Annotated in this window: 6 protein-coding genes; 5 read left to right on the top strand and 1 reads right to left on the bottom strand. The window is 36.4% G+C overall.

The window, feature by feature from the left end; translation table 11 throughout:
* Window positions 1-15 precede the first annotated feature (15 nt).
* Window positions 16-723 carry a D/L-lactic acid transporter LarD gene (gene larD / locus K8P03_RS01975; RefSeq protein WP_223417938.1) on the top strand — a complete coding sequence of 236 codons (708 nt, stop codon included), beginning with the start codon at window positions 16-18 and terminating at the stop codon, window positions 721-723.
* 219 nt (window positions 724-942) lie between these two features.
* Here larD and uraA read toward each other — a convergent pair whose 3' ends face one another.
* On the bottom strand, window positions 943-2208 hold the full coding sequence (gene uraA, locus K8P03_RS01970) for a uracil permease (protein WP_223417937.1): 1266 nt from the start codon (window positions 2206-2208) through the stop codon (window positions 943-945).
* Between the two features lie 1272 nt (window positions 2209-3480).
* On the opposite strand from uraA, the gene K8P03_RS01965 reads away from it, so the two are divergent.
* The 4 genes from K8P03_RS01965 to K8P03_RS01950 all read left to right on the top strand — a co-directional run bounded on the left by K8P03_RS01965 (window position 3481) and on the right by K8P03_RS01950 (window position 23023).
* On the top strand, window positions 3481-4257 hold the full coding sequence (locus tag K8P03_RS01965; RefSeq protein ID WP_223417936.1) for a retropepsin-like domain-containing protein: 777 nt from the start codon (window positions 3481-3483) through the stop codon (window positions 4255-4257).
* Between the two features lies 1 nt (window position 4258).
* On the top strand, window positions 4259-4939 hold the full coding sequence (locus K8P03_RS01960) for a DNA alkylation repair protein (RefSeq protein ID WP_223417935.1): 681 nt from the start codon (window positions 4259-4261) through the stop codon (window positions 4937-4939).
* 100 nt (window positions 4940-5039) lie between these two features.
* The gene (locus K8P03_RS01955; RefSeq protein ID WP_223417934.1) at window positions 5040-7370 is read left to right on the top strand and encodes a hypothetical protein; all 2331 of its coding nucleotides are present in this window, start codon (window positions 5040-5042) and stop codon (window positions 7368-7370) included.
* A 515-nt stretch (window positions 7371-7885) separates the two neighbouring features.
* Entirely contained in the window at window positions 7886-23023 is a 15138-nt protein-coding gene (locus K8P03_RS01950) for a SpaA isopeptide-forming pilin-related protein (RefSeq protein ID WP_223417933.1), read from the top strand.
* The last annotated feature ends 711 nt before the right edge of the window (window positions 23024-23734 follow it).

The raw sequence follows: 23734 nt of genomic DNA, 5'->3' as shown, positions 1-23734 counted from the left end.
AGATAAGGAGCGAATATGATTTCAAAATTAATAGCAGAATTTTTAGGAACTGCCCTTATGATTATTTTTGGTGTGGGCGTTCATTGTGATGAGGTACTTAACAAGACTAAATACCAAGGCTCAGGCCATTTATTTGCAATTACAACATGGGGCTTTGGTATTACCATAGTTTTGGTAATATTTGGTGACGTATGTATTAACCCAGCTATGGCGTTTTGCCAAGCAATCCTAGGCCTTATTCCTTGGACTTATTTTATACCATATGTTATAGTTGAATGTTTGGGAGCATGTTTTGGAGCTTTGATTTGCTACGTCCTATACAAAGATCAATTTGATTCATCCCTAGACGTCGACCCAGTAAAGGTAAGAAATATATTTTCAACAAACCCTATATTTAGAAACCTTCCTAGAAACTTCTTTGTAGAGTTTTTTGCAACCTTTATCTTCTTATCATCAATATTAGGTCTTGTAAAAAACCAACCAGATTTTGTGCCAATAGGTGTGGGCTTATTAGTATGGGCAATCGGTATGGCCCTAGGTGGTCCTACAGGATTTGCTATGAATCCAGCCAGAGACCTAGGTCCAAGACTTGCTTATAGCCTTTTACCAATCAAAAACAAAACAGATAATGATTGGCAATATGGTTTGATGATTCCAGGTCTTGCTCCATATTTTGGAGCTATTGCGGCTGCTTTATTTGCAAGGTTTTATCTAGGTTTTTAGGAAAAAGAATTTTATTAAGAGATAAAAGCCAAGACTTTGGCATAAATGGTTTAGAAATTTAATAATAAAAAATAAGCGGAACCTAGTCTATATAGGAGATTAGGATTCCGCTTATTTTTATTTTATGCCTATATTTTTACTTAGTTTTTCATTAATTTATCCTTAATTAGAAAACTAAGATTTTTCTAATAGCAAAAAAAGCCCCACAGGGGCCTTTTTTTATTCATTTGTAAGATTAAATTTCTTCAAAATTGTCATAAAGGCTGATAGGATTACTGCTACTACAGATGCGAGGACCATGCCTGATAGCTCTATAGAAGCAAATTGAATTTTTAGGCCTGATAGACCTGCAATGAAGATTACTGATGTCAAAACTAGGTTCATTGATTTTGAGTAGTCGACTTTTTCGTCTACCAAAAGCCTGATGCCGCTAGTTCCGATCATACCGTATAGAAGGAAGGTTACCCCGCCGATTACATTACCTGGTATGGTTGAGATGAAGGCTGCAAGTGGGCCAAAGAAGGCCATGATGATTGATACAACGGCAGCTCCTCCAATAACCTGGACTGAGTAAACGCCAGTAATAGCCATAACGCCGATGTTTTCGCCGTAGGTTGTTGTTGGCACGCCTCCAACAAGACCTGATAGGGCTGTAGAGAAGTTGTCGGCAAAGATTGACCTGTGGAGGCCTGGCTCTGTGAGTAGGTCCCTATTTACAATATTTGATGTAACAACCTGGTGGGAAATATGTTCGCTTGTGATAACAAGGAGGACTGGGAGCATGGCTAAAATTGCATTTAAGCTAAACTTTGCCATGTGGAAGTTTGGCATGGTAAAAAGTTTCGCTTCCAAAACTGGTGTGAAATCAACCATGTCAAAAAATATTGCTGAAATATAGCCAACCACGATTGCAATTAGAATTGGGATTGTTGAGAAAAATCCCTTAAAGGCAACAGATCCTATGATGGCTGTGAGAAGGGTAATTCCAAAAACTATGAAGTCCTTGGCTTGGGCTGTATCTGTCATGAGGTTTGCGCCGATTGCTCCGCCTGTGACGGTGTTGCCCGCAAGCTCAAAACCGATTAGGGCCACAACTGCACCCATGGCAGCTGGTGGAAGGACAACGTCAATCCAACTTGTGCCAAATTTGTAGATAATATAGGCCATGATACAACCTAAAATTCCGACTACAACAAAGGCACCTTGCGCATATTCAAATCCTTGTTTTGCAATGATAGCTGTTCCTGGAGCCAAAAATGCAAATGAAGAACCCAAATAAGCCGGTGCCTTGCCTTTTGTTATTAAGATGAATAATAAGGTACCAATCCCGTTCATTAAAAGAACAATACCTGGATTAATTTGAAATAAAATAGGGACTAAAACAGATGCTCCAAACATTGCAAAAGTATGTTGCAAAGAAAGAGGCAAAAGTAGCTTAGCTGGAACCTTTTCATCAATGTGATAGATTTTCTTTTCTGAATTCATAAACATTCCTTTCTTTTTTTATCCTAAACTTCCTAAACTATACCTTCAAAATTACCAGTGTCAAAGAGGTTTTCTTATCCAAGATAAGTTATTATTTTTCTTGTCCAAGACAAGTTATTATTCCATAAGACAACCCAGCGCCGTCCCGACAGAAGGAGCGAAGCGACTGACGAGGGATCTTATGAATACAAGACTAGAATATTCAAAGAATTTAATTAATATTATCTTATAAAAATTCTAGGTCATTGACATAACCACTCCGTAACTGGGGGAACCCCAAGGGACCTTCCGCAGGGTCCCTCACTGGGTTCCCCCAGGCCCCCTTACCGCTACACCCCCGAGCGGCTCCTAAAGCGGAGTGCGAAAGTAGAAGCTTGCCTTTTCGGCAAGCTTTTTTATGTAGAGAGAATTACCTTGTATAAGATTACGTATCTCCCCACTGATTTCTAATATTCAAGCCCCTAAAAACTGATAACTCGCTAACGCTCAAACAATCAGTTTTCTTAACGGAGCTTTCTATTAGAAATATTTACTCGATAGATGGGAGAATTGGTCTCGAATTTTCAGAACTCGCCTGGCTCGTTTGGCTTTCGCCAAACTTTGCTAAATGAGTTTTATCTTTCTTATACGAAGAGATTAAAAGTCTTAAAGTCGAGAATTTTAAAATCCCAAGCATCCGTCAAGAAAATTGCACTGACAGCTTTTTACAAATAAAAAACATAATGGCTACTGTGAACTAATTTTCAAATAAAAAGCACAAGTCAGACGAGATTGCAATTTTTAGGAGGCTTGGGATTTTAAAAAGTAAGTAGATAGTAATTCTAAAACGAAGATGGGAACCTTATTAAAAAAGATTTCCGAAGGAAATCCACTGCTCATGCTCCCCGCCTTAGGGGCCGCCTAGGGGTGTAATGGGGAGGTTTAAGGAGGGGCATGAGGGGGCATGCGGAAAGCCCCCTACGCCCCTCCTTTTTACGGAGAGTTCGCATTAATGAATGAAAAAATATAAAAAGGTACGTAATCTTTTTAGAACCAATGCTCCTATTCGTCGCATCGGTCCTAAAAAATTACATAAGGTTTTTCATAAATTTCTACTACGGTGCTTTGCACCTTGAGAAATTTTGAAAACCGTAAAAACTTTTATTTAAAAGTTTTTACTACCATTAATCTCGGATTGAAGAAAAAAAGATGTTAATCCTGGATTAATAGACTCACCTAGTGAAAAAATATTGTGGTATAATAAAAGAAATAAAAAGAAAAAAAGGAGTTTATATGGATTTTTCTTTAGTTCCAGTTGCTGACAATACATTTTTAAATTTTATTTACCTTGGTCTTGGTTCGAATGGCAAGAACCTTATTGCCATGTTTAATACCAGGGGCAATACTATGATCAAGGAATCCCTTGCGGCAGACCTTGATATAGACTATTTAGATAAGGATTACATAGATGACAAAAAGACCTACAAGAGGGCTTTTCTTTCTGAATTATTAATCGGTGGGCTTAAATTGAATAAGGTTCCTGTTCTTGTTGCAAAAGATTCTACTTTTGACCTTGGCACTGATCCAATGGGTAATACCAACGATTGCGATATGGTCCTAGGTTGGAATGTGATTTCCCAATTTGCTTGGAGGGCCAATCCAAAAGAAGGCCGTTTTGAAGTTCAAACTTCAGATTTTATGGAACCTAATAAGGAGAAAACCAACCAACCAATCATAAACATCGGTTTCATAGATAGGATTATAAAGGCAGCTATCGACACATCTAGGCCAGTGACCATACTTTCACCAAGCCTAGCCAAAGAGGCGATTGACTCTGATAATGAAGTAAAAGAGACACTCACCATGCTTGGTGAATCCCTTGATGACATTACAAACCTCAGTCGCTTTATTTTCACAAATGATAATAAGGAAGTAAGGCTTGCTTCACCACAAATTGAGCCTGCCCTTGAGGGAGCTGACATCCAAGTTGTTTTCGGTGCAGACCTTCTAAGGTCAACAAACTGGGCGATTTATGGTCCAACCGGCTATATCAGACTAGAAAATTTCTAAAATGTTTACCATAAATGAAATAGAAAATATTTATAAAAGCCATGCAGACCCAGAAAGGGCAAAAAAGATGGCAGCCTATATGAGAAATAAATTTGATTTTTATGGGCTGCCTGCAGGGCTCAGGCGAGATTTATCAAAGGCCTATATAAAGGAAGGTAAAAAAGCGAAATCCATTGACCGGACACTTTTGACCGGCCTTTTTTCAAATAAATATAGGGAAATAAACTACCTTGGCCTCGATCTTTTGAAGGCCCAAAGCCATCTTTTGACAATAGGTGATTTTGAAAACCTAGTAGATCTTGCTCAAATCCGCCCATGGTGGGATACTATCGACAATATCGATTCCATAATAGGTGGGCTTGGTCATGGCAACAAGGAATTTGAAGAAAAAATACTAGATCTTGCCCAAAGTGACAATTTTTGGCTCAGGCGAATCGCTATTGGCCACCAAAGAAGATACAAAGATAAAACTGATACTGACCTTTTGGCAAAAATTATAAAAATTAATCTAGAAATCCCTGTTAAGGACAAGGACGAAAAGTTTTTTATAGACAAGGCCATAGGCTGGGCCCTGAGAGAATATTCCAAAACTAATCCGGCCTGGGTTGGTTCTTTTTTGGATGAAGAATCAAAGGCCTTAGCCCCTCTAACCATTAGGGAAGCAAGCAAGTATATGAAATAACTAAGATTTTTTTAGAAATAATCATTAATAAATAACAAATATAAAATAGTTATTGTAAATAAATTGAAATGTGATAAAATATAGGTAAGCGGAGGAAACTATGAAAATCAGAAAAAACAATCTTGGATATGGACTCCTTTCTCTAGCCATAGCTTTAGCTTTTCCTCTAAATGCTAATGCTGATGAGATGAATCTTACCCCTGTTGATAGCCTAACAGAAAAGGCAGACACTGAACTTATAAGTGGTGATGAAGTCAACATGGAAGATAGGCGTCAAGAACAAAATCCGACAAATATAATAGAAGTTAAATCGGCAAACAATCCACAAACACAGCCGGTAAGTAATTCACAGACTATTGTAAACACTAAATACAAAGCTCAACTAGATTTTAAATCGAATATAAATTACATAAGTCAGAAAGGCAAAGAAATTGAAGATAAGCCTCAAGTAGAGACTCATCCCGTAGAATTTATAGGAGAAAATGCTGGAAAGCTTTCTTACACCTTTGAAATAAAAGGAAGAAATACAGCAGAAGACTACACAATTTCTATATTTGCCCTAAAAGATGGCAAGGTTAAAAAATTTGACCTAAATAATTTTATAGCTGATGGAAAAGCTATCCAAGCAGGTCAAGAAATGGCAGAATCTTGCAAACAAATCGCAGGTAATGGCGTTTATGGTTTTAGGATTAATACCCAAATAAAAGATAAATGCATTGTCGATGCCCAAGTAAATCTTGGGGAAGAAGACCAAGCTGGCGATTATACCCTATATTACGCAGTTACAAGCAAGGGCAAAACTACTTTTGGCAAGCTTGATGCTAAGGTTGAAAAAGACCAAGACAAGGGTTTCGCTATAGCAAGGGATGGGGAAAATAGGGAAGCGACCTATTTGGACCAAACTAAGGAAAATCCTTTTGCAAGTCTTCCATTTACAAAAATCCTCCTAAACGACACAGACGAGGAGAAAAATCTTACAGATTATTTGGACCTAAGCCAACTTGATTATGGTCCATATAAACTACTGGCGACTTATGTCGATCCAAACACCCAGGAAGCAAAACAGGTAGAAATAGACAATCCAGCAAATTTCTCTATTCCAGCAAATTCCTTATTAAGATTTGACCTAAGAGAAAAAACAGACACAACAAATCCTATCGAGGATGCCGAAATCACAGCCTTTGACCTAGATTTCACACAAGAAGGCAAGGCAGAAGTTTCCCTAGCGAGCCTAATAAATAAGAAGGGAAACCAAAACAGGGTCTTAAGTCCAAATATGGAAAAACTTATCCAAACGGAAAAAGCTTCTCTTAGAAAGCTATATCCAAATATAGACCCAGAAACTCTTGAAATGATGAGCTTATCCCAAGCCATCAGCAAGCAAAATGCAAAACTTAAAGGCTTGATGGATGATGGAGCTATTATGGCTTCGCCATTGGCGCAAATCCAAAATTCACTTATGCCAATAAATAAAAAGCCAGAAGAAAAGAAAAAATCTGTAGTAGAGATTAATGCAGAAATAGAAAAAGAAAATAGAGAAATCAAGGCACTTACTGAAGAACTCAGGGAAGTCACATCAGACATCTATGAGCTCATCCAGCAAGCACTCCTAGACTATGAACTAGATAGTCTGGCAGCCCTTGAAGCAAGTGATCCAGAAGCAGCCAAAGAAGAATACAAGAGAATAGCTCAACTTGTTAAAGAAGCTGAGGCCCTAGGCACAAAGGCAAATCAACAACTTATAGAACTAGATGAAATAATCCTAGTAGATAATGATTCTGATCCAATTGTGGGCCGAGGAGGAGATAAGGTAGTCCTAAATCTGGGCAAACTTACACCATTATCAATAATCTCAGACATAACAAAAGATTCTCCGCTAGAAAGCGAAAGGAATTTCTCTAAGAACTTACAAAAGAAGCTAAATGAAGCCATTAAGAAAGTCCAAACAGTGACAATAGGCGAAAAAGATGATGCAAAAGCCGACCAAAAGCCTGGAGATCAAAAAGAAGATCCAAACAAGGCTAAGGACGAAAAGAACTTAGAAGAAAAAACAAACAAGGAAGAAGATTCTAAAACAAAAGAAGAAATAAATCTAAAAGACGAGACAAAAACTGATGAAAAGGCCAAGGATGACAAAGCATCCAAGCCAGATGATAAAGCCAAAGTTGATGGAAAAACAGACGCTAAAAGTGTTATTGAAATAGATAACAAAAATGAAGCTAAGGACCCAACCAAGGCTGGAGAAACCAATGAAAAAACCGACAAGAAAACAGACGAAAAAGTAGATAAAAAAGAAGACGAAAAGAAAAAAGACAAGAAGGAAAACTCCCAACCATCAAAGAAAAAATCATCACAAAAAGTTTATACTCCAATATTTATAAGATATCTTCAATCCTTGAACCTAAGAAGCAGATTAATAGATAACAAATGAAATTAGGAAGAAGGGGGCTAGGAAAAATCCAGCCCTCTTCTTAATAATCTAATCTTAGATTGATATATTTTTGATTATTTATGGCCTATTATTTATAATTATTTCCTCGGGAAATTTGATATAAATTTATACTATATATTTATAAAAACCAAGTAAATTGCAAATAAATATAAAAGAGTATTGGCAAATAACCTAGTTTCACTAAAGCATTTAAGGAAAAAACGAGAAAAACGAGTTGAAATCTTACAAAAAAGCACAGAAAATCAAGCAAACAAGAGACTTTTCTCTTGTAAAAATTTCCAAAATGTTATATTATAATAGTAAGAAATATAAAGAAAAATTTAACTCAAACGGCATTTAACAAAATTTCACAAAAAAACTAAAAAATAATTGAAAATATATCAAAACAAGGATTTAACTATGAAAATGATAAAATATCGGACAAAAGTGAATATAGCTAAGATAAAATTCCAATACAAAATTAAGGAGAACGAAGAGAAAGGAAGGAGGTTATTATGAAAGGGAAAATGAGTCTACTAACTAGAAAAATATTTGCATCAATTGTTGCCATATCTATGTCAATCCCACCTACAGCCTTTGCAAGTGCACCAGAGCCTGTAGTCTACGATGCAAATTCGTCTATCATGGGCCTTGCACCAAAAAAGGAAGATCAAGCCAAGGTAGAAAACACAGACCAAACAAAAATAGAAAAAGACTTGGATGACTATAGTCTAGAAATCACATCGACCCTCGATGAGTCATTGACAAAGATAGACTACACAATCAAGGCCAAAAGAAAAAACCAAGCAAAGAATGAAAACCCAAACCAAGTTAGTGATGAAAATCTTTCATTAACCATAGCAAAGACACCTACTTCAAATATTAACAAGATAAAACTAGTATCAGCAAGCACAGATACTGAAACCAACGACCCAGACTTCAAAGAAGATTTTGAAAGCCTTGTAATCAAATCTAAAGTACGTGATGAAATAATCTATAAGCTTAGAGCAGATGTGAACAAGGCCAAAGATCAAAGACCATATGACTTAATCATAGGTCTAAAAGAAGCTGACAAAGAAGCCGGTGTATTTACCTACAACCTAAAGGCACAAACAGGCGTTACTATTGTAGATAACCAAACAGTCGAGATAATCCAACTTGTAAACCAGGAAGAAAAATCTACAAAAGCAAAAGGCGACTACAAAAAAGAAGGAATTCTTGGAGGACTATTTGCAAGTCATGACACCATTACATGGACAGACTACATAGTAAACGAAGAAGAGGACAACAAAGAAATTACCTATAGTTTCGACCTTGATCAAAACCAAGAAGCAACAAATTCACAAATAGGCCTAGACTATTATGAACAAAGCGAAAACGGTTTTGAAATCAAAAGGGAATTTTCTCAAAAAATAGACTTTTCAAAAAAGGTTAAATTCGAAATACCAAAAGGTTTTATAGCAAAACTTAGCCTACAAACAAAAGTCTCAAAGAAAAACACAAATATCAAATCATATTCCTTAAATAAAAGCGAGTTAAAAAATCCTATATATATAGAAGGAAATGAAGAAGAAAAATCAAATGACGAAGAAGACCCTCTTCCGGCAGACAAAACTCCAACAGAAAAACCTGTAGAAAAACCAGCAGAGGATAAGAAACCATCTACAGAAACCAAAGTAGATGATAAAAAGTCAGAAGAAAACAAATCAACTGAAGACAAAAAAGAAGAAAAAACTTCTGACACACAAATCGTCGTAACAGATGCTAATGGAAATGAAATTCCAGTAGGGGAAAAAGTAAATCCTCAAAAAGAAACAATTTCAGCTATCATCCTAAACAAAGATAGCCTAATAGCAAAATTAAAATCAGAAGGCAAACTAATAGGCAATCAAGAATCTCTTATAGAAAGCCTTGCTCAAGATCTTGATTCTTACAACCAAGGCAAGATTACCGACCAAGACCTAAAGGACTTCACAAAAGCCCTAGCGGTCAACAATAAAATTGAAAAATCTGACCTAAGATTTTACCTAGAAGCAATCCTATCTGGACTTAATAAACAAAAAAACAAGGCAGCTAATTTAAACTTTGATGAAATAATCAATTATGCATATCCAGAAAAGAAAGAAAGCCAAATAAAGGTAGATGGCAAGAATTCTGAAGAAAAACCACAAGATAAAAAGGAAAATCAGACTAAGGATAAGCCTTCAGTAGAAAAGTCAGAAATCAAACCACAAACAGAAAAACAATCAGAAAAGCCTTCCGAAGATAAGAATGAAAAAGAATCAGCCATCAAAGTCTTTGATGCTAATCTTGATAAGCTAAAAGAAGAAGCAAAAAAGGAAGACAAAAAAGAAGCAGGACTTGTTGAAGGCCTAAAATCCTTATTAGGACAAACCGACCTCCAAAAAGCAGACAAGGAATTAAAGAAAGCCCTAGCCGACAAAAAAAACGGCCTAGCAGAAATCCAAAATCTATTAGATAGCTTTGAGAAAAAATACAAACTCTCAAAAGCCGATCAAGCCAAACTAATGGATGACAATGGCGAAGCTATAAAGAAACTAATAGCAAAAGATAAGGAAAATAACTTCAGACCATCCATGCTCTTTGACATGGGAGATAATATAATCTCACCAGCAGTGGGAGCTGGGGAAGCTAGGAGCCTGACAGATGAAGAAAAGACCGGCCTAGCTGATAAGAAATTCCATGTAAAGACAATCTTCCAAACTTCAAATGCAGGTGGGGCAATACAGTCTTACCAATATTTCAAAATCCATTTAGATGATGAGCTTACAGTTAAAGATAAAAACACATTAAAGCCGATCTATTACAATGGAAGAGTAATTGCAAATCCATCATACGATAGTGAAAAAAATATTATTACCTATAATATAGAAGGAACTATTCCGGAAAATATTAGTGTTCCACTAGATATCCCTGTTGATTATAATGTGGATAAAATCAAGCTTGACCCAGATGGAACATTTACAGTCATAAATAAAGTTTCAGGTCTAGGAATATTAAATCCACCAAAAGACCTAGTTCCACAAAGAATTGACAAGAATGGTAACCCAGCAGGATCTATAATAGAACCTGGTAGACACGATGTTATCCAAATCTTTGATAATGAACATGACAGGACCTACTCAGTTAATGTGGACGCTCATGGTAAACCAGCTGTTGAAAATGGAAAAATTCAAGGCATTAACTGGACCGTTAAAGTTCACTCAACAGATGACCTAAAAGATCTAGGCTTTAGACTAAACCTAACAGCAGTTGAAGGCTCTGGTCTTAAAGAAATAAAAGATGTTAAATTAAACGGACAGGAAGTTACATTAACAAAACAACTTGAAAATGCAACAGGTATAGTTGACTCTAAGCACCACACTCTTGACAAAAACGCAACTGACCTACTTTATACCTTCTACACACCAGTAGAAAGAGTCCAATCTGCGTATATGCTAGATGTATCTGGTATCCTAACAAATAAAAACAATATTTTAGGAGCAACTAGATTAATATTAGATGATGCCTATAAGGCTGATGCCATAAGTGAAGCAACACCAACTCGTGTCGGCATGAATAACAGAACTACTATTCAAGGTAAGTTTAAATCAGCTAATGAAGCAGAGTGGACAGTAACAGATCAAGTATCATCTGGAGATGAAAAAGAATCAAACCCAAACAAAAACAAGGGCCTTCCATTAGAAACTAGAAAACTAGAGGGAAGTCAAACTTTTAATTCTGGTAAAAGTGTTGTCTATGGTATAGATACAAATTCAGATAGCCAAACTTATGGACAAATGGTAGTTAAGAGAACAGAAAATACTATTACTGAAATACCAGCCAAAGAAAAAGACCCAGAAGGTGCCCAAGCAGTTGGTAATATCGCAGTATATAAAATTGACACAAACCTAACTGATGACACATCTGGCCAAAACACAGCCAAGGACTACAGGTTAAGCGGAGTTAGTCTTTCTAAATACAAAGATGTAATAGTCGAACAAGAATGGACCTTACCAAAAGACCAAAATATGCCTGGCCAAAAAATTGAGGTCATAGACAAGGAAACTGGCAATGTTATAGCTTCAAAACAAGTTGGAGAAGAAACAGGCAGCTCAAGAACAATTACTATTCCAAATGTCAAGTTCTGGGACTTCAAAGACGAAAATGGCAAGCAAGTATATGTAGCAAATAAGCTTGGAATTAAACAAAATCTTCCAAAAAAACCATTTTCTGCAAATGGTCAACAATACAAATACAGCGAAAACTCCAACTACTATAAAGAAGACACCAAAACCTACTTAATTAGAAACTCAGCAGTTAGGGAAGGAAAGACTCTAACAAGTTTTACAGTTATAAAAATTGATAAGAACAAGGATAAAGATGGAAAAGATATAAAGCTAGAAGGAGCAGACTACTATCTACTAGGTGCAGGTGTTGGTATAACAACAGACAAAAATGGTGAAGCTACATTTAGAAATATAGGGCCTGGCAACTATGTACTAAAAGAAACCAAGGCTCCAAATGGTTACAAACTTGACCAAGAAACTAAGAATGTAACTATTACTGAAAATGGAGAAATAATTGTAACAGGCAACAATGCTGTTCTTAAAACAGGTTCTAGCAAGACTCAAATGGTAGAACATAGCAACTATCCTAACTGGCCAGACTTTATGAACGCTATGCACTATGGCAAGGTTGACTCAAATGGAAATGTAGAATTCTATGTTTACCTAAAACCAAGAGCTAAACAAGCCGGTGGTTCAACAGATAAGGATACTGACTTAAATATTACTTTACCTGGTGTGAGTCTAACAAATACAAATGTTACAGCTTATGATGTCCATCCATACTATAGGGACCAAGTCAGACAGGCTATGGTAGCCCAAGATCTATCAAGTGTAAATAATATAACATCTGGATCAAACCTAATTAATGATAAAAGAAATAAAAAAGTTATTACAGGAAAAACAATTCAATCTGCCAACCTAGGAGAAAATGCTTATCAAATTTACTTCCCTAAAGAAAGATTTGCTGATGACTGGGGATTCTTAGTAAAAGTCACTGGAAATATTGGGGACAAAGATTCAACCAACCTATCCTATGACTGGCTAGTTCATAACTCACCACAAGATTCCCATATTAGACAAAATGTCACTTTAAGTAAAAATACCAATAAAGATGATATTCCAACCATCACTATCAAAAATGAAGCATTTAAGCAAAGCGAGATTAAGATTTCAAAATTTGCCAATGAATTTAAAGAGGATGGCAAGAGAGCAAGAGTTTCAAATGCTGAATTTGTACTAAAAGACAGCGATGGCAACGTTCTAGCTAACAAACTAACTGATAGTGAAGGTAATGTAAACTTTGACAGCCACATTCCTGGAACATATACAATAGAAGAAATAAATGCTCCAGATGGCTATTTAAAATCCAACGTTTACTACGAAGTAACAGTAGACGAATCAAACAAAGTAACCTATAAGCCAAAATTTAAAAAAGGATCAGGCCAACCAGTTATCGGTGAAGATTACTGGATTGAAAAGGGAACAGAAACTCAAAAAACAGAAAAACCTAATGTAACTTATGTTAGCCAAAGACTAGAGTACAATGAAGGTGGAGCAGATAAGTGGGGAAAAAAACCAAATGTGTGGGAAGCCTACATGTTTGAATCCCTAAAATACCACGCAGACATCACTATAAGTGATGGTACCCCTGGCAAAAGATTTGAAATTCAATTTGATCCAAACCTAGACTTTACCCAATACTTCTCTGGTTTTCCTAAAATCAGAAAAGGTGGGGTAGATATAGCCGATCCATATTTTGACTACAAGACTAACCTATTGACCTATGTTTTTAATAAGAACTCTAAACCAGAACAAACTATAGTAAGTGTAGACCTAAAGGGTATGATTCCAGACAAATACTATTTCCAAAACTCTGGTATAAAACCTTTTACAATTACAGTTGCTCCAGGACAATCAGGTGTAGATGGACAACAAGAAATCACTAAAGATATTGTAGGAGACTATGGTAGGTATGATACAGGCTTTGGCCAACCATCACAATCATATTACTTTAGAGATATCTACAAAGGTGATGATGGTCAGTGGTATGTAACAGCCATGGCCTACTTCAACCCAATGGCAGATAGTAGAACATCAAAGACACTTCAATTTAACTGGATGTCTACAAACTATGATAAAAATACTAGGATAGCCAGACAAGAAGGTAAGGGCTATAAACCTGCTTATGATTTAGTAGATGTTAAGGTATATCGTACTGAGCCGAACATGGGTAAGTTACAAGTAGGTAGTGATACAATAACTGTTAACTACAATATGCCATTATCCTATGGTGTAAGGCCAGAGCAAGATCCAAGCACCTATGCTTTGCTCTATCACACTTATATTAACCCAGGTCAAAAGACTTCTAGTTCAGCAAATGGAGTTAGTCTAGAATATGATCCAGGAAAAATAAAAACAACTGGAGGAGTTCACACTACTTTCCCACTAAAAGTGAGAATGCCGAATATTTCTCCACAAAAAGAAGGATTCATAGTAGAACAAACCTTCAAGATAACAGACGTAGAGAATTTCATAAACTTATCAAGGATTTTCTACATGAATAACGGCGCATACTCTGATGGAGGAGGCATGGAATCAGCCTTCGCTAACAGTGCCAACTTCAACACTGCTACAGCAGACCAAACAGGTGAAGAAATTCCAAAATATTATGAAGAAATCACTGGTCTAATTAACAAAAAATATACTCCAGGTAAGTTTAAAATCACAAAATTAGACGAAGCTGAAAGGACTAAAAAACTATCAGGTGCAATCTTCGTCTTAAGACCAGAAGAAGGAAATCCTATATATAGGACAAGTGATGTTAATGGAGAAATTAGCTTCACTGGTCTTGCACCAGGTAGGTATATTCTTGAAGAATTTAAGGCACCAGATGACCACATTAAGACAAACAAGCAATGGCAAGTCTTCGTCTTTAGTGATGGTAATATTAGAATTACAGAATCTGGAGTTTCAGGTTCAACTCAATCTTATGATGGCAAGAATATAAATATAGAAATAACCAACAAGCCTGTGGGTCAAGACTTTATAGTCTATAAAAAGGATGATAAGGGAAACCCACTTCAAGGAGCTAAGTTTAAATTAACCAAACATAATGACGCTAGCTTCAAATCAGTTGAAGTAGAATCAGATGAAAAAGGTCTTGTAAAATTTGGTGCGCTTCAAAACGGAACCTATATTATAGAAGAAATTTCCCCACCATCAGGCTATAAACCACTAGATAAGAAATGGGTTCTTGTAATTGATAATCAAGGCAAGAGAGTTTATAACTACAGGGAGCAATCTGGAACTACTAATAAGCTAAACTCAATTCTTGAAAAAGAAAATGTTAATTGGGTTGATGTTGGAAACAGGAGCCTTGAAGGTTGGAACCTTTATGACAATAGACGTGCAGACTGGACAGCTAACTATCCAAATCCATTTAAACTAGGTACAAGAATAGTTGGTATAAATAAAACTGATGGTTATGTTATCCAAAGATACATCCTAAACCCAGAATCTCTAAGAATAGGGAAAACTACTGCTACTATCCATAGAGAAAAACCAGAATATCCAAACATGGATTGGTACGATGGAAGTGCCAAAGCCAATGAAGACTACCAAGTATTCACACTTGATAAGGCTGTCACAGGCAATATTGAAGACATCAGGCTTGCAGAGTACAACCCGACAAACATTACAGAGAATGTTACAGCAAGCAAGGACGATACTCGTTTTGGAGAACCAACTAGATTAAAACTAGAATTCCCAGAAACTAATAAGCCAATCCTAGTCGATGTTAAAGTTCCTTACAAAGATTTCAATCAAGGTGTTGGTACTGGTATGGACTGGACTGAAAATGGGGTAACCTATTGGAAGTCTGACTACTACGAAAGAGTCAACATTATAAAAGAAGCAGGTCCTGTACTAGAGCAATCTAAAGGTATCCAAGGTTCTTATATAGGAGATGACTCCCTAGATGTAAGTAACGAACTTCAAACCTATAAATTTACCTTAAAAAAGGTTAAAGAGGGAACTGCTCCTTCAGCAATTCAAGGAGCAACATTTAAACTAACAGGTCCTGGAGAAAGCAAAACAGAAAGAGAAATGACAACTGGAAAAGACGGAAAAATTTCTTTTGATAACCTAAAACCAGGCACCTATAAGTTAGAAGAAACTAAACCAGCACCAGGCTACGAACAAGCCAAGAATGACTGGACAGTAACAGTTTCTAAAGACGGCAAGACCTTTATAAGGGAAAATAAAGAAGCTAGGTCAACTTCAAATACAAACATATCTGTAGGTGAAGACCCAGCAGCCCAAGGCCTAAACGCCTTAAAACCAGTACTAAGGTCAGCAAGACTAGCAGCCTTTAACTCCATAGCCGACAACATGGGCTTAGAAATAGGTGATGATTTAGTAGGCTTTGCACTTGGTCAAGGATCTGGTTGGGAACCAGTTGACCCAAGTAAGTCTGAGGGCAGAACTAGCAAAGCCCATAGTGATGCTTATATGGAAACAAAAATCACTGCGATAAATAAGGATGCTAATACTAAGAAATTTAGACAAATATTCTTATTCAAACCAAAGACTAATAACTTTACTGGTAAGATTGAAATCCATAGAGAGCCAGAGAAAAATAATAATCAATTAAATGACCTTTATATAAAACAAGGTACAAGGGTAATATCTACAGTTAAATTCTATGAAGTTGATGCAAATTCAACAATAGATAATATTACTGGTAAAAATGAGATTACAATAAATCCTAAAAATAATAGAGATGGTAGTCCATCTATGAGGATTAAGTCAGACCTTCCAAAAGGTAAGACAATATTGGTAGAAGTTGAATCTTCTTATGCAAATGATGGAACAATTGGTTTAGGAGCAGATTACCAATTTGCTAATAAATCAGGTCCATATGACAACACAAAGATTGCATCTTGGGCATGTGACTCTTATTTAAACGAAGCAGGAATAAATAAAATTCAGGAGCAAACTTATACAGTAAGCATTAACACTGATGGAAATGGTAGTGTTACAACTGCTAAGACAGAAGAACTCAAGAAAGATGAACAAGTTAGCTTAACAGTAACACCGAAAACAGGTTATGAATTAGATACTTTAACTTATAGCTATGGTGGAAGAACATATGATATTAAGAATACAAAGACTTTCAACATGCCAGCATCAAATGTTACAGTTAATGCAACATTTAAGTCTAAAGCTGCACAAGAATATAACATTTACACCTTACAAAAGGCAGGAGAAGGCAATGGAACAATATCCGCACCTTCGACAGCAAAAGAAGGCGATACTGTCACAGTAAAAGTAACTCCTGAAAGTGATTCTGAGCTTGATAGGATAGATGTATTAGACAGTTCTGGTGCATTTATAAAAAATGTCGACAAGACAACAAATACTTTTACGATGCCAGGGAAAAATGTAAACTTAAAGCCTTACTTTAAGCTAAAACCAAAGCCAACAGAGTTTTCAATTACAAACTATAGCGGACCAGAAGGAAGTGTAACAGCTAATCCAAGTAGTTCAGTTAAAGGTAAACCAATTTCTTTAACAGTAAATACAACAGAGGGTTATGCTATAGATAAAATTTGGATTGAAGATCAAAATGGTGCTAAGATCCAAGATGTTACCAATAACACCTTCAATATGCCAGACAAAAATGTTGTTATTAAAGCTACTTTCAAGAGAACTGTATTTAACATTACAACAAGTGTAAACGACCCTAAACTAGGAAGTGTTACAGTTGATAAAGACAAAGCTAGCGTAGGAGAAACTGTTACAGTAACTGTAACTCCAAAAGATGACACAATTGAAGTAACTGATGTTAGGGCAGATAATACATCTATTGGACCACAATTACAAAAAGGTAAATATTCTTTCACAATGCCAGCTGACGATGTAATTGTAAGTGTAACTTTCAACGAAAAAACTTACCCAACATACCCTGTAGGCTTGGAAGGAAACAACGATAGAGGAAGAATTACAATTACTCAGATTTCAGATGGATTTAATCGCCAAGCGAGAGAAGGAGAAATTGTTAAGTTTAGAGTAGATCCTATACCAGGCTATGAAGTAGAAAAAGACAAAGTTATAGTAAGAAAGGCTGACGGAACCGGAAATGTAGATTTAGACTTTGATGGAGTAAATGGTTCATTCATCATGCCAGCTGTCGGAGTTACTATAAAAGCTGCAGACTATAAAGTAGAAACAATCCCAACTGGAAGTTACACCGCAGATACAGAAAGTACTATTCCAGGTGGATATGTAACTGTAAGCCAAAGAATTAATAAACCAGGAGAAAAGGTAAGGATTACACTTACTCCATATGAAGGCTTCAAGAATACAAAACAAAGCGTAAAATATGCTCAAGGTGGTACTCCAGTACCTGTCCTATCTGATGAACAAGGTTATTACTTCATCATGCCAAAGGCAAATGTTACAGTTTCTGGAACATTTGAAAGATCAAACCCAGGTGATTATCAAGTTAACCTTACACAAAATCAAAATGGACGAGTTAGTGCATCTCCAACAAGTGCTGATGAGGGAGAAGAAATAACACTTTCTGCTCTAGCAAGCCCAGGATATGTATTTAAAGGCTATTCAGTAACAGCAAATGGACAACCTGTTCCACTTACTGGTAATAGATTCAAGATGCCGGCATCAGCTGTTAGTGTATCAGCAAACTTTGAGTACGCAGGAATAGAAATCCCTAAGGATAAATTTGCACAAATAACCAACAAGCAAGTTGGTCTTGAATTCAAGATATATAAGCACGATTTCCGTGATAGACCACTTGAAGGCGCGACATTTGAGCTTTATAATGCAGATCAGAATTACAATATAACTGACAAAGATGGAGAAGGCAAAGAAAAAGCATCTATGTCTGGTATATCTGGTGCAGATGGAATTGTTAAATTCATCAAAAATGGCAGTGAAGTTAAACTAAAACCAGGTTACTATGTTTTAAGAGAAGTAACATCTCCACAAGGCTACAAGAAAATAAATGCTGACTGGAAGATTCGTGTATACGAAGACCCAACTACCCGAACTATGAAGGCCGAGTACAAGGGTCCAGAAAATACACCTACAAACTTTGTCACTTCTGATAAGGCCAAAGACGCAAATACAACTAATGGCTCATCTTATCTAAAAAATGCTGGTAGCGGAATTAAATACGCTAGTAAAATGACCTATATCAACACAGAATCTAAGACCTTTATTCAAAGAATCTATGTTGATACTAGAAACTACACTGGCAATGAAAAAGTCAATGTAAAAATCACACCAGTAATAAAAAGAGAAGAGTTTGACAGACCAGGTCAAACGCCTGAAATAGGTTACAAGGGAAAGTATGGTGTTAAGACAGCCTATAGGTCAACTTATCAAATTGCAGGTTTAACTGGAGATCCAGACGATACAAAATTAAATGACATCCTAAGCATATATGACTTGTCAGCTCCTAATGTGTCTATGATTAACACCGCAAGGTGGAGACCATTTGACTGGGGCTTTGACGAAGACCAACTTAACCTTGATAAGGGAGTCTACTATATAGATGTTGAAGGCTTCTACGATGACAATATCACCGAAGAACAAACCGGAAAAATAGAAATGAATATAGATTTCTTGACAGAAAGATACTTTTATTCACAAGCCAAAGACCAATACGGAAACTTTTATTGGCGAAAAGATGGTTCTTACCAATCAGGTGCTGCAGCACTTGGTGGAGTTTATGAGGAAGATGTAAAAGATTCATCAGGAAAAATCATCCACAAAAAAGGTGACCCAACTGAATGGGGTAAAAAATTATCACTAGATAATAAATATCCTAACTGGGTTGGTAAAAATGTTACTTGGACAGATGGTAATAATTATCGAACAGGTAAAATTGACACTCCTTATAAATTAATAAATAATCAGTGGGTAAAAGTCGCAGATGCAACTTTAGCGCAAGTTAAAACAACAATAGATATCAAGCCCCTATACTCATCCAATAAGACCAACCAAATTAGCCAAGATGGAATGTCTATTACGAACGACGAAGAAACCTACAATGTTACCTTCTCAAAACACGGTCAAGACGACCCTAATTATAAAATAGACAGCGAAGAAGTAACAAAGAGGAGGCTTGAAGGTGCAGTCTTTAAACTTCAAGAAGAAAGACTAGGTAGATTTATAGATGTACCAGGATCTACAGTAGCATCAGCCTTCAATGGATACTTTGGTTTCAGAGGACTAAGCCCAGGACGTTATAGACTAATGGAAGTAAAGGCACCAAAGGACTACAAACCAATTGATGGTCCACTCCTATACTTCACAGTTGAAACAATAAAGACAAACTCTGGTAAAATTGTCCATCCTGAAACAGGAGAAGTAGTTGATATTAAATCAATTCAAATTAAGTTCTCTGATACTGATCCAGAAGTTCATAAGCTTTCAGACCTATCAATGGTAAATGCAAAAGGCGAAACTGTTGCAATTAAAGATGCTAAATCAACAGACATCAATGTTGAAACAACAAAAATCATAAATCCACATGAACAAGATACAACCAAAAACAAAGTTCTTCTAAAAGACCTAAAAATTGTAGGAGTAAATGGCGATTACAATATCAAGGATGCCAAAATTGTTCCTAAATCTAGTGGATATATATCCCTAGAATATGACAAGGCAAATGGAGTTTACCAATACGTTCCTGAAAAATCCACATCTGAAAAAGATGGTAAGCTAGTGGACTTCGTAACAAGCGCCACTGCAAAGAACATGGGTAAGATAGTAAACACTAAGCCAGGAAAAGGTGAGGTAAAACTTAAGAAGGTCGACCAAGATGCACAGGCAATCAAGAAAACAGACCTAAAACCAGGAGCACAATTTAAATTAACAAATATTTTAAATGGTACAACCACAATAAAGACTGTTGATGAAAAGGGTGAAATTGTATTTGACCAACTTACAATAGGTCAATACAAACTTGAAGAAGTTGCATCTCCAAGTGGCTATATCAACAACCACCAAATCTGGCACTTCACAGTGGGTGGTAAGGACCTAGACCCATATGCAGGAGAGGCTCCTCAAAGGAAAGACAACTTGTCAGATAAGATTACACTAAGTGAATCTAAGATGACAGTCATAAATCCAGAAAATAAGGACAACAAACAAAAAGCAGATGGGGAAATTCATCCACACTTAGGTGAAGTCTTTGAATTTGCTAATACCTTTAAGTTAGATCCAAACACAAAGATTAAACCTGGTGACTATTTCGTATTAAATCTAACTAAGAACATTGACCTTAATGGTATCTTTGAAGACGAAGCATCCAACCTTGATATGTTTGCAGATGGAGTAGGTACAATAGCCAAGGCTGACTACAATAGAAAAGATGGAACTATAACCTATACCTTCACAGACTATGCCAAGACTTATCAGTTAGCAGAATTTTCTAATAAGCTAACAGCCTTCATTAATCTAAAGGAGGTTAAGAAGACTAATAGTAATGAAAAAGTTGGATTTAGCATAAAAGATGATGAGACACAACTAAAAGATATAAAAGTTGTTTACGACTCAATGATATCAAGAGAAGATGATAAGGTAAGCTTCATGAACCTAGGTTCTAAGATTACTAAATTTAATCCAGAAACTGGGGAATTTGTCCACTATTATTACATTAATAGAGATAAGAAATATATTGGACCATCTACATTTATTTATCACTCAGATCAAAATATTTATAATTTCAAAATTACTGGAATAGATATTACAAATAATGAAGATATTGACGATGTTATGCCAGCATCCTTCGGTATAGATGAAACTAATTCTAATTATAAAGCAAAAGAATTAGTATCATTGCAAGACCTATCTAAGGGCTCAGAACCAGAATTGACCTTTAAAGAAGGATTCAAAGCAACTGAATCTTATATCATTAAGGTTACAGGTACAGTTAAGGATAAAAATAAGACAGCCTATGTAGGCCACGGTAAACTTGATAGAAACTACCAAACTGCTGGGTATTACTTGTATGTTAATAGAAAAGACCAAGTATATGGTTTTGGAAACTCTACAAATGCCAAGGCAGACCTAAGCATCCAAGCTGTAAACCCAGAAAATAAGATTAGATTCTTAAAGGTAGACCAAGATGGTAAGCCTCTAAAGGGTGCATCATTCTCACTTAACATCCAAGATGGTGAAGGCAAATGGAATGACTACCAAGGTGGAATAGTAACATCGGGTGAAGATGGTATAGCTGAATTTAAACAACTAAAACCTGGTAAATATCAACTAGTAGAAACTGCAGCACCAACTGGATATGAAAAAATATCAGGAGTTATCCTAGAATTTGAAGTAGATGCTTCTGGTAATATCCACCGTAACAAAGATACAAATACTACAACTGATCCAAATAATAAACCGGTTGGTAGTACTCAGCCAGTAAGAGTTGACGAATCAGGTAGTACACCAATACCAGTAGTCAACAAAAAACCACAAAAAATCAAATTTGTAAAAGTTGATGCAAGCGATAAGTCAAAGCTTGCTGGTGCAGAATTTGAAGTTTGGTATAAAGCCAATGCTGAAGATAAAGATTACACCACAAAGCTTAAGGTTTATGAAAAAACAGTTAATGGCAAAACTGAAAGACTTGTACTAAAAGAAGGCGACAATGTTCCAGATGGATATAAAGCTGTGGCAGGTGATAAGTTTATCACTGGAAAAGATGGTTTAGTTGAGTTTAAAGTCTTAGATTATGGCTACTACGCACTCAAAGAAGTCAAGGCACCTGACCACTATATCAAGCCTAGATTTAATGTAAAAGAGTTCTCTTATCTTGATGGTGAAATAAAAGTAGATGACAAGGCCCAAAATGGAGAATTTGTAACAGAAGTAAATGTAAATAAGACAGCAACTTGGCAATATACTTGGGGATTTGTTAACTGTTATGATACTAGTATTACAATGAAGTACAACACAGAAAAAATGCCAATAACTTATACTAAGAACAATTCGAAGTTAACACTTTCTGGTCTACCAAAAGCAAGTCAACCAACTGGAGATAAGGTTATAGATAAAGGAATTTCCATAACAGCTTATCTAACAGATGGAACAAACAATTCTACACAAAAAACTATTACTTTAGATTTAAGTGATTACGGTAGTAGGGATTATGCTACAAAAGAAATAGACCTATTTGCCCTAGTAAAAGAACTCGAAGGTAAAAATACTGACGAAGATATTACTACAAATAAAACTCTAGTATTATTCATGAGTTCAAAACTATACCTAAATACAGAATTAGATCTTGGATCTAAGTTAGTTATAGGCGATAAGATTAATGAAGACAGAAGCTTCCATATAGGCACCAAAGGCGATGCCTACGAAAACCACTCTTACACATTTACAACTAAGGGTGATATAGACTTAAGCAAACCAATCGAGGTTGAAAACAAAAAAGCCGAATACCCATTCACAGCGAGTGTGGGCACAGCGATATTCACAGCAATCGGTCTAGCACTAATGGTAATGGGAGCCTTCGTATACCATAAGAAGAAACAAGCAATAGGAGTCTAGGAGAAAAGTGGGGATAAATCCCCACCACTCCAGGCTCATAAACGTCGGAGTAGGATGTACGAAGAGTGAAACTGAAACTTAAAGTGTCATTCTGAGCGAAGCGAAGAATCCCACAAACCCGGGACCTCCAAAACGGAGAGATCCCACAACCCCCAATACCAGCGCCATCTCGAAGGAGCGGGTATGCCCCTCGGCACGTAGAGAGGACTGAGAGATCTTACAAACGCTAGACCAGAATGAACGAAGAGTCATTCTAAAACCAATAATTATTAGGCTCTTGCCTCCCCCTCGTTTCGAGCGAGCAAAAGCAAGCCCGTCGGCTCGAGGAGACTCGAGAAATCTCTAGTAATAATTGAGTTAAGGATATGGTGTAGAATCCAAAAACCAATAATCAGCGCCATTCCGACAGAGGCCGCATGGCCGACGAGGAATCTCATAAACGCTGGACCATTATGAACGAAGGGAAACAATCCCCAATATTCAGTGCCGTTTCTAAGGAAGCGGAGCGACTGAGAAATCTTATAAACCCCGGGACCTCCCAAACGAAGAGATCCCACAACCACAATAATTATTAGGCTCTTGCCTATGATTATAAAGCCAAATCCCTTGCCGCTTGTACAGGGCACGAGAAATGGCAGCTCGTTTGAGCTAGAAAGAATGTTACTAATCCTTGATTTATGATATAATAAAGAAAAGGAAAGCTTGGCTTTA

Source organism: Anaerococcus murdochii (assembly GCF_019957155.1).
GTDB lineage: Bacteria > Bacillota > Clostridia > Tissierellales > Peptoniphilaceae > Anaerococcus > Anaerococcus murdochii.
This window is presented reverse-complemented; position numbering and strand designations above follow the sequence as displayed.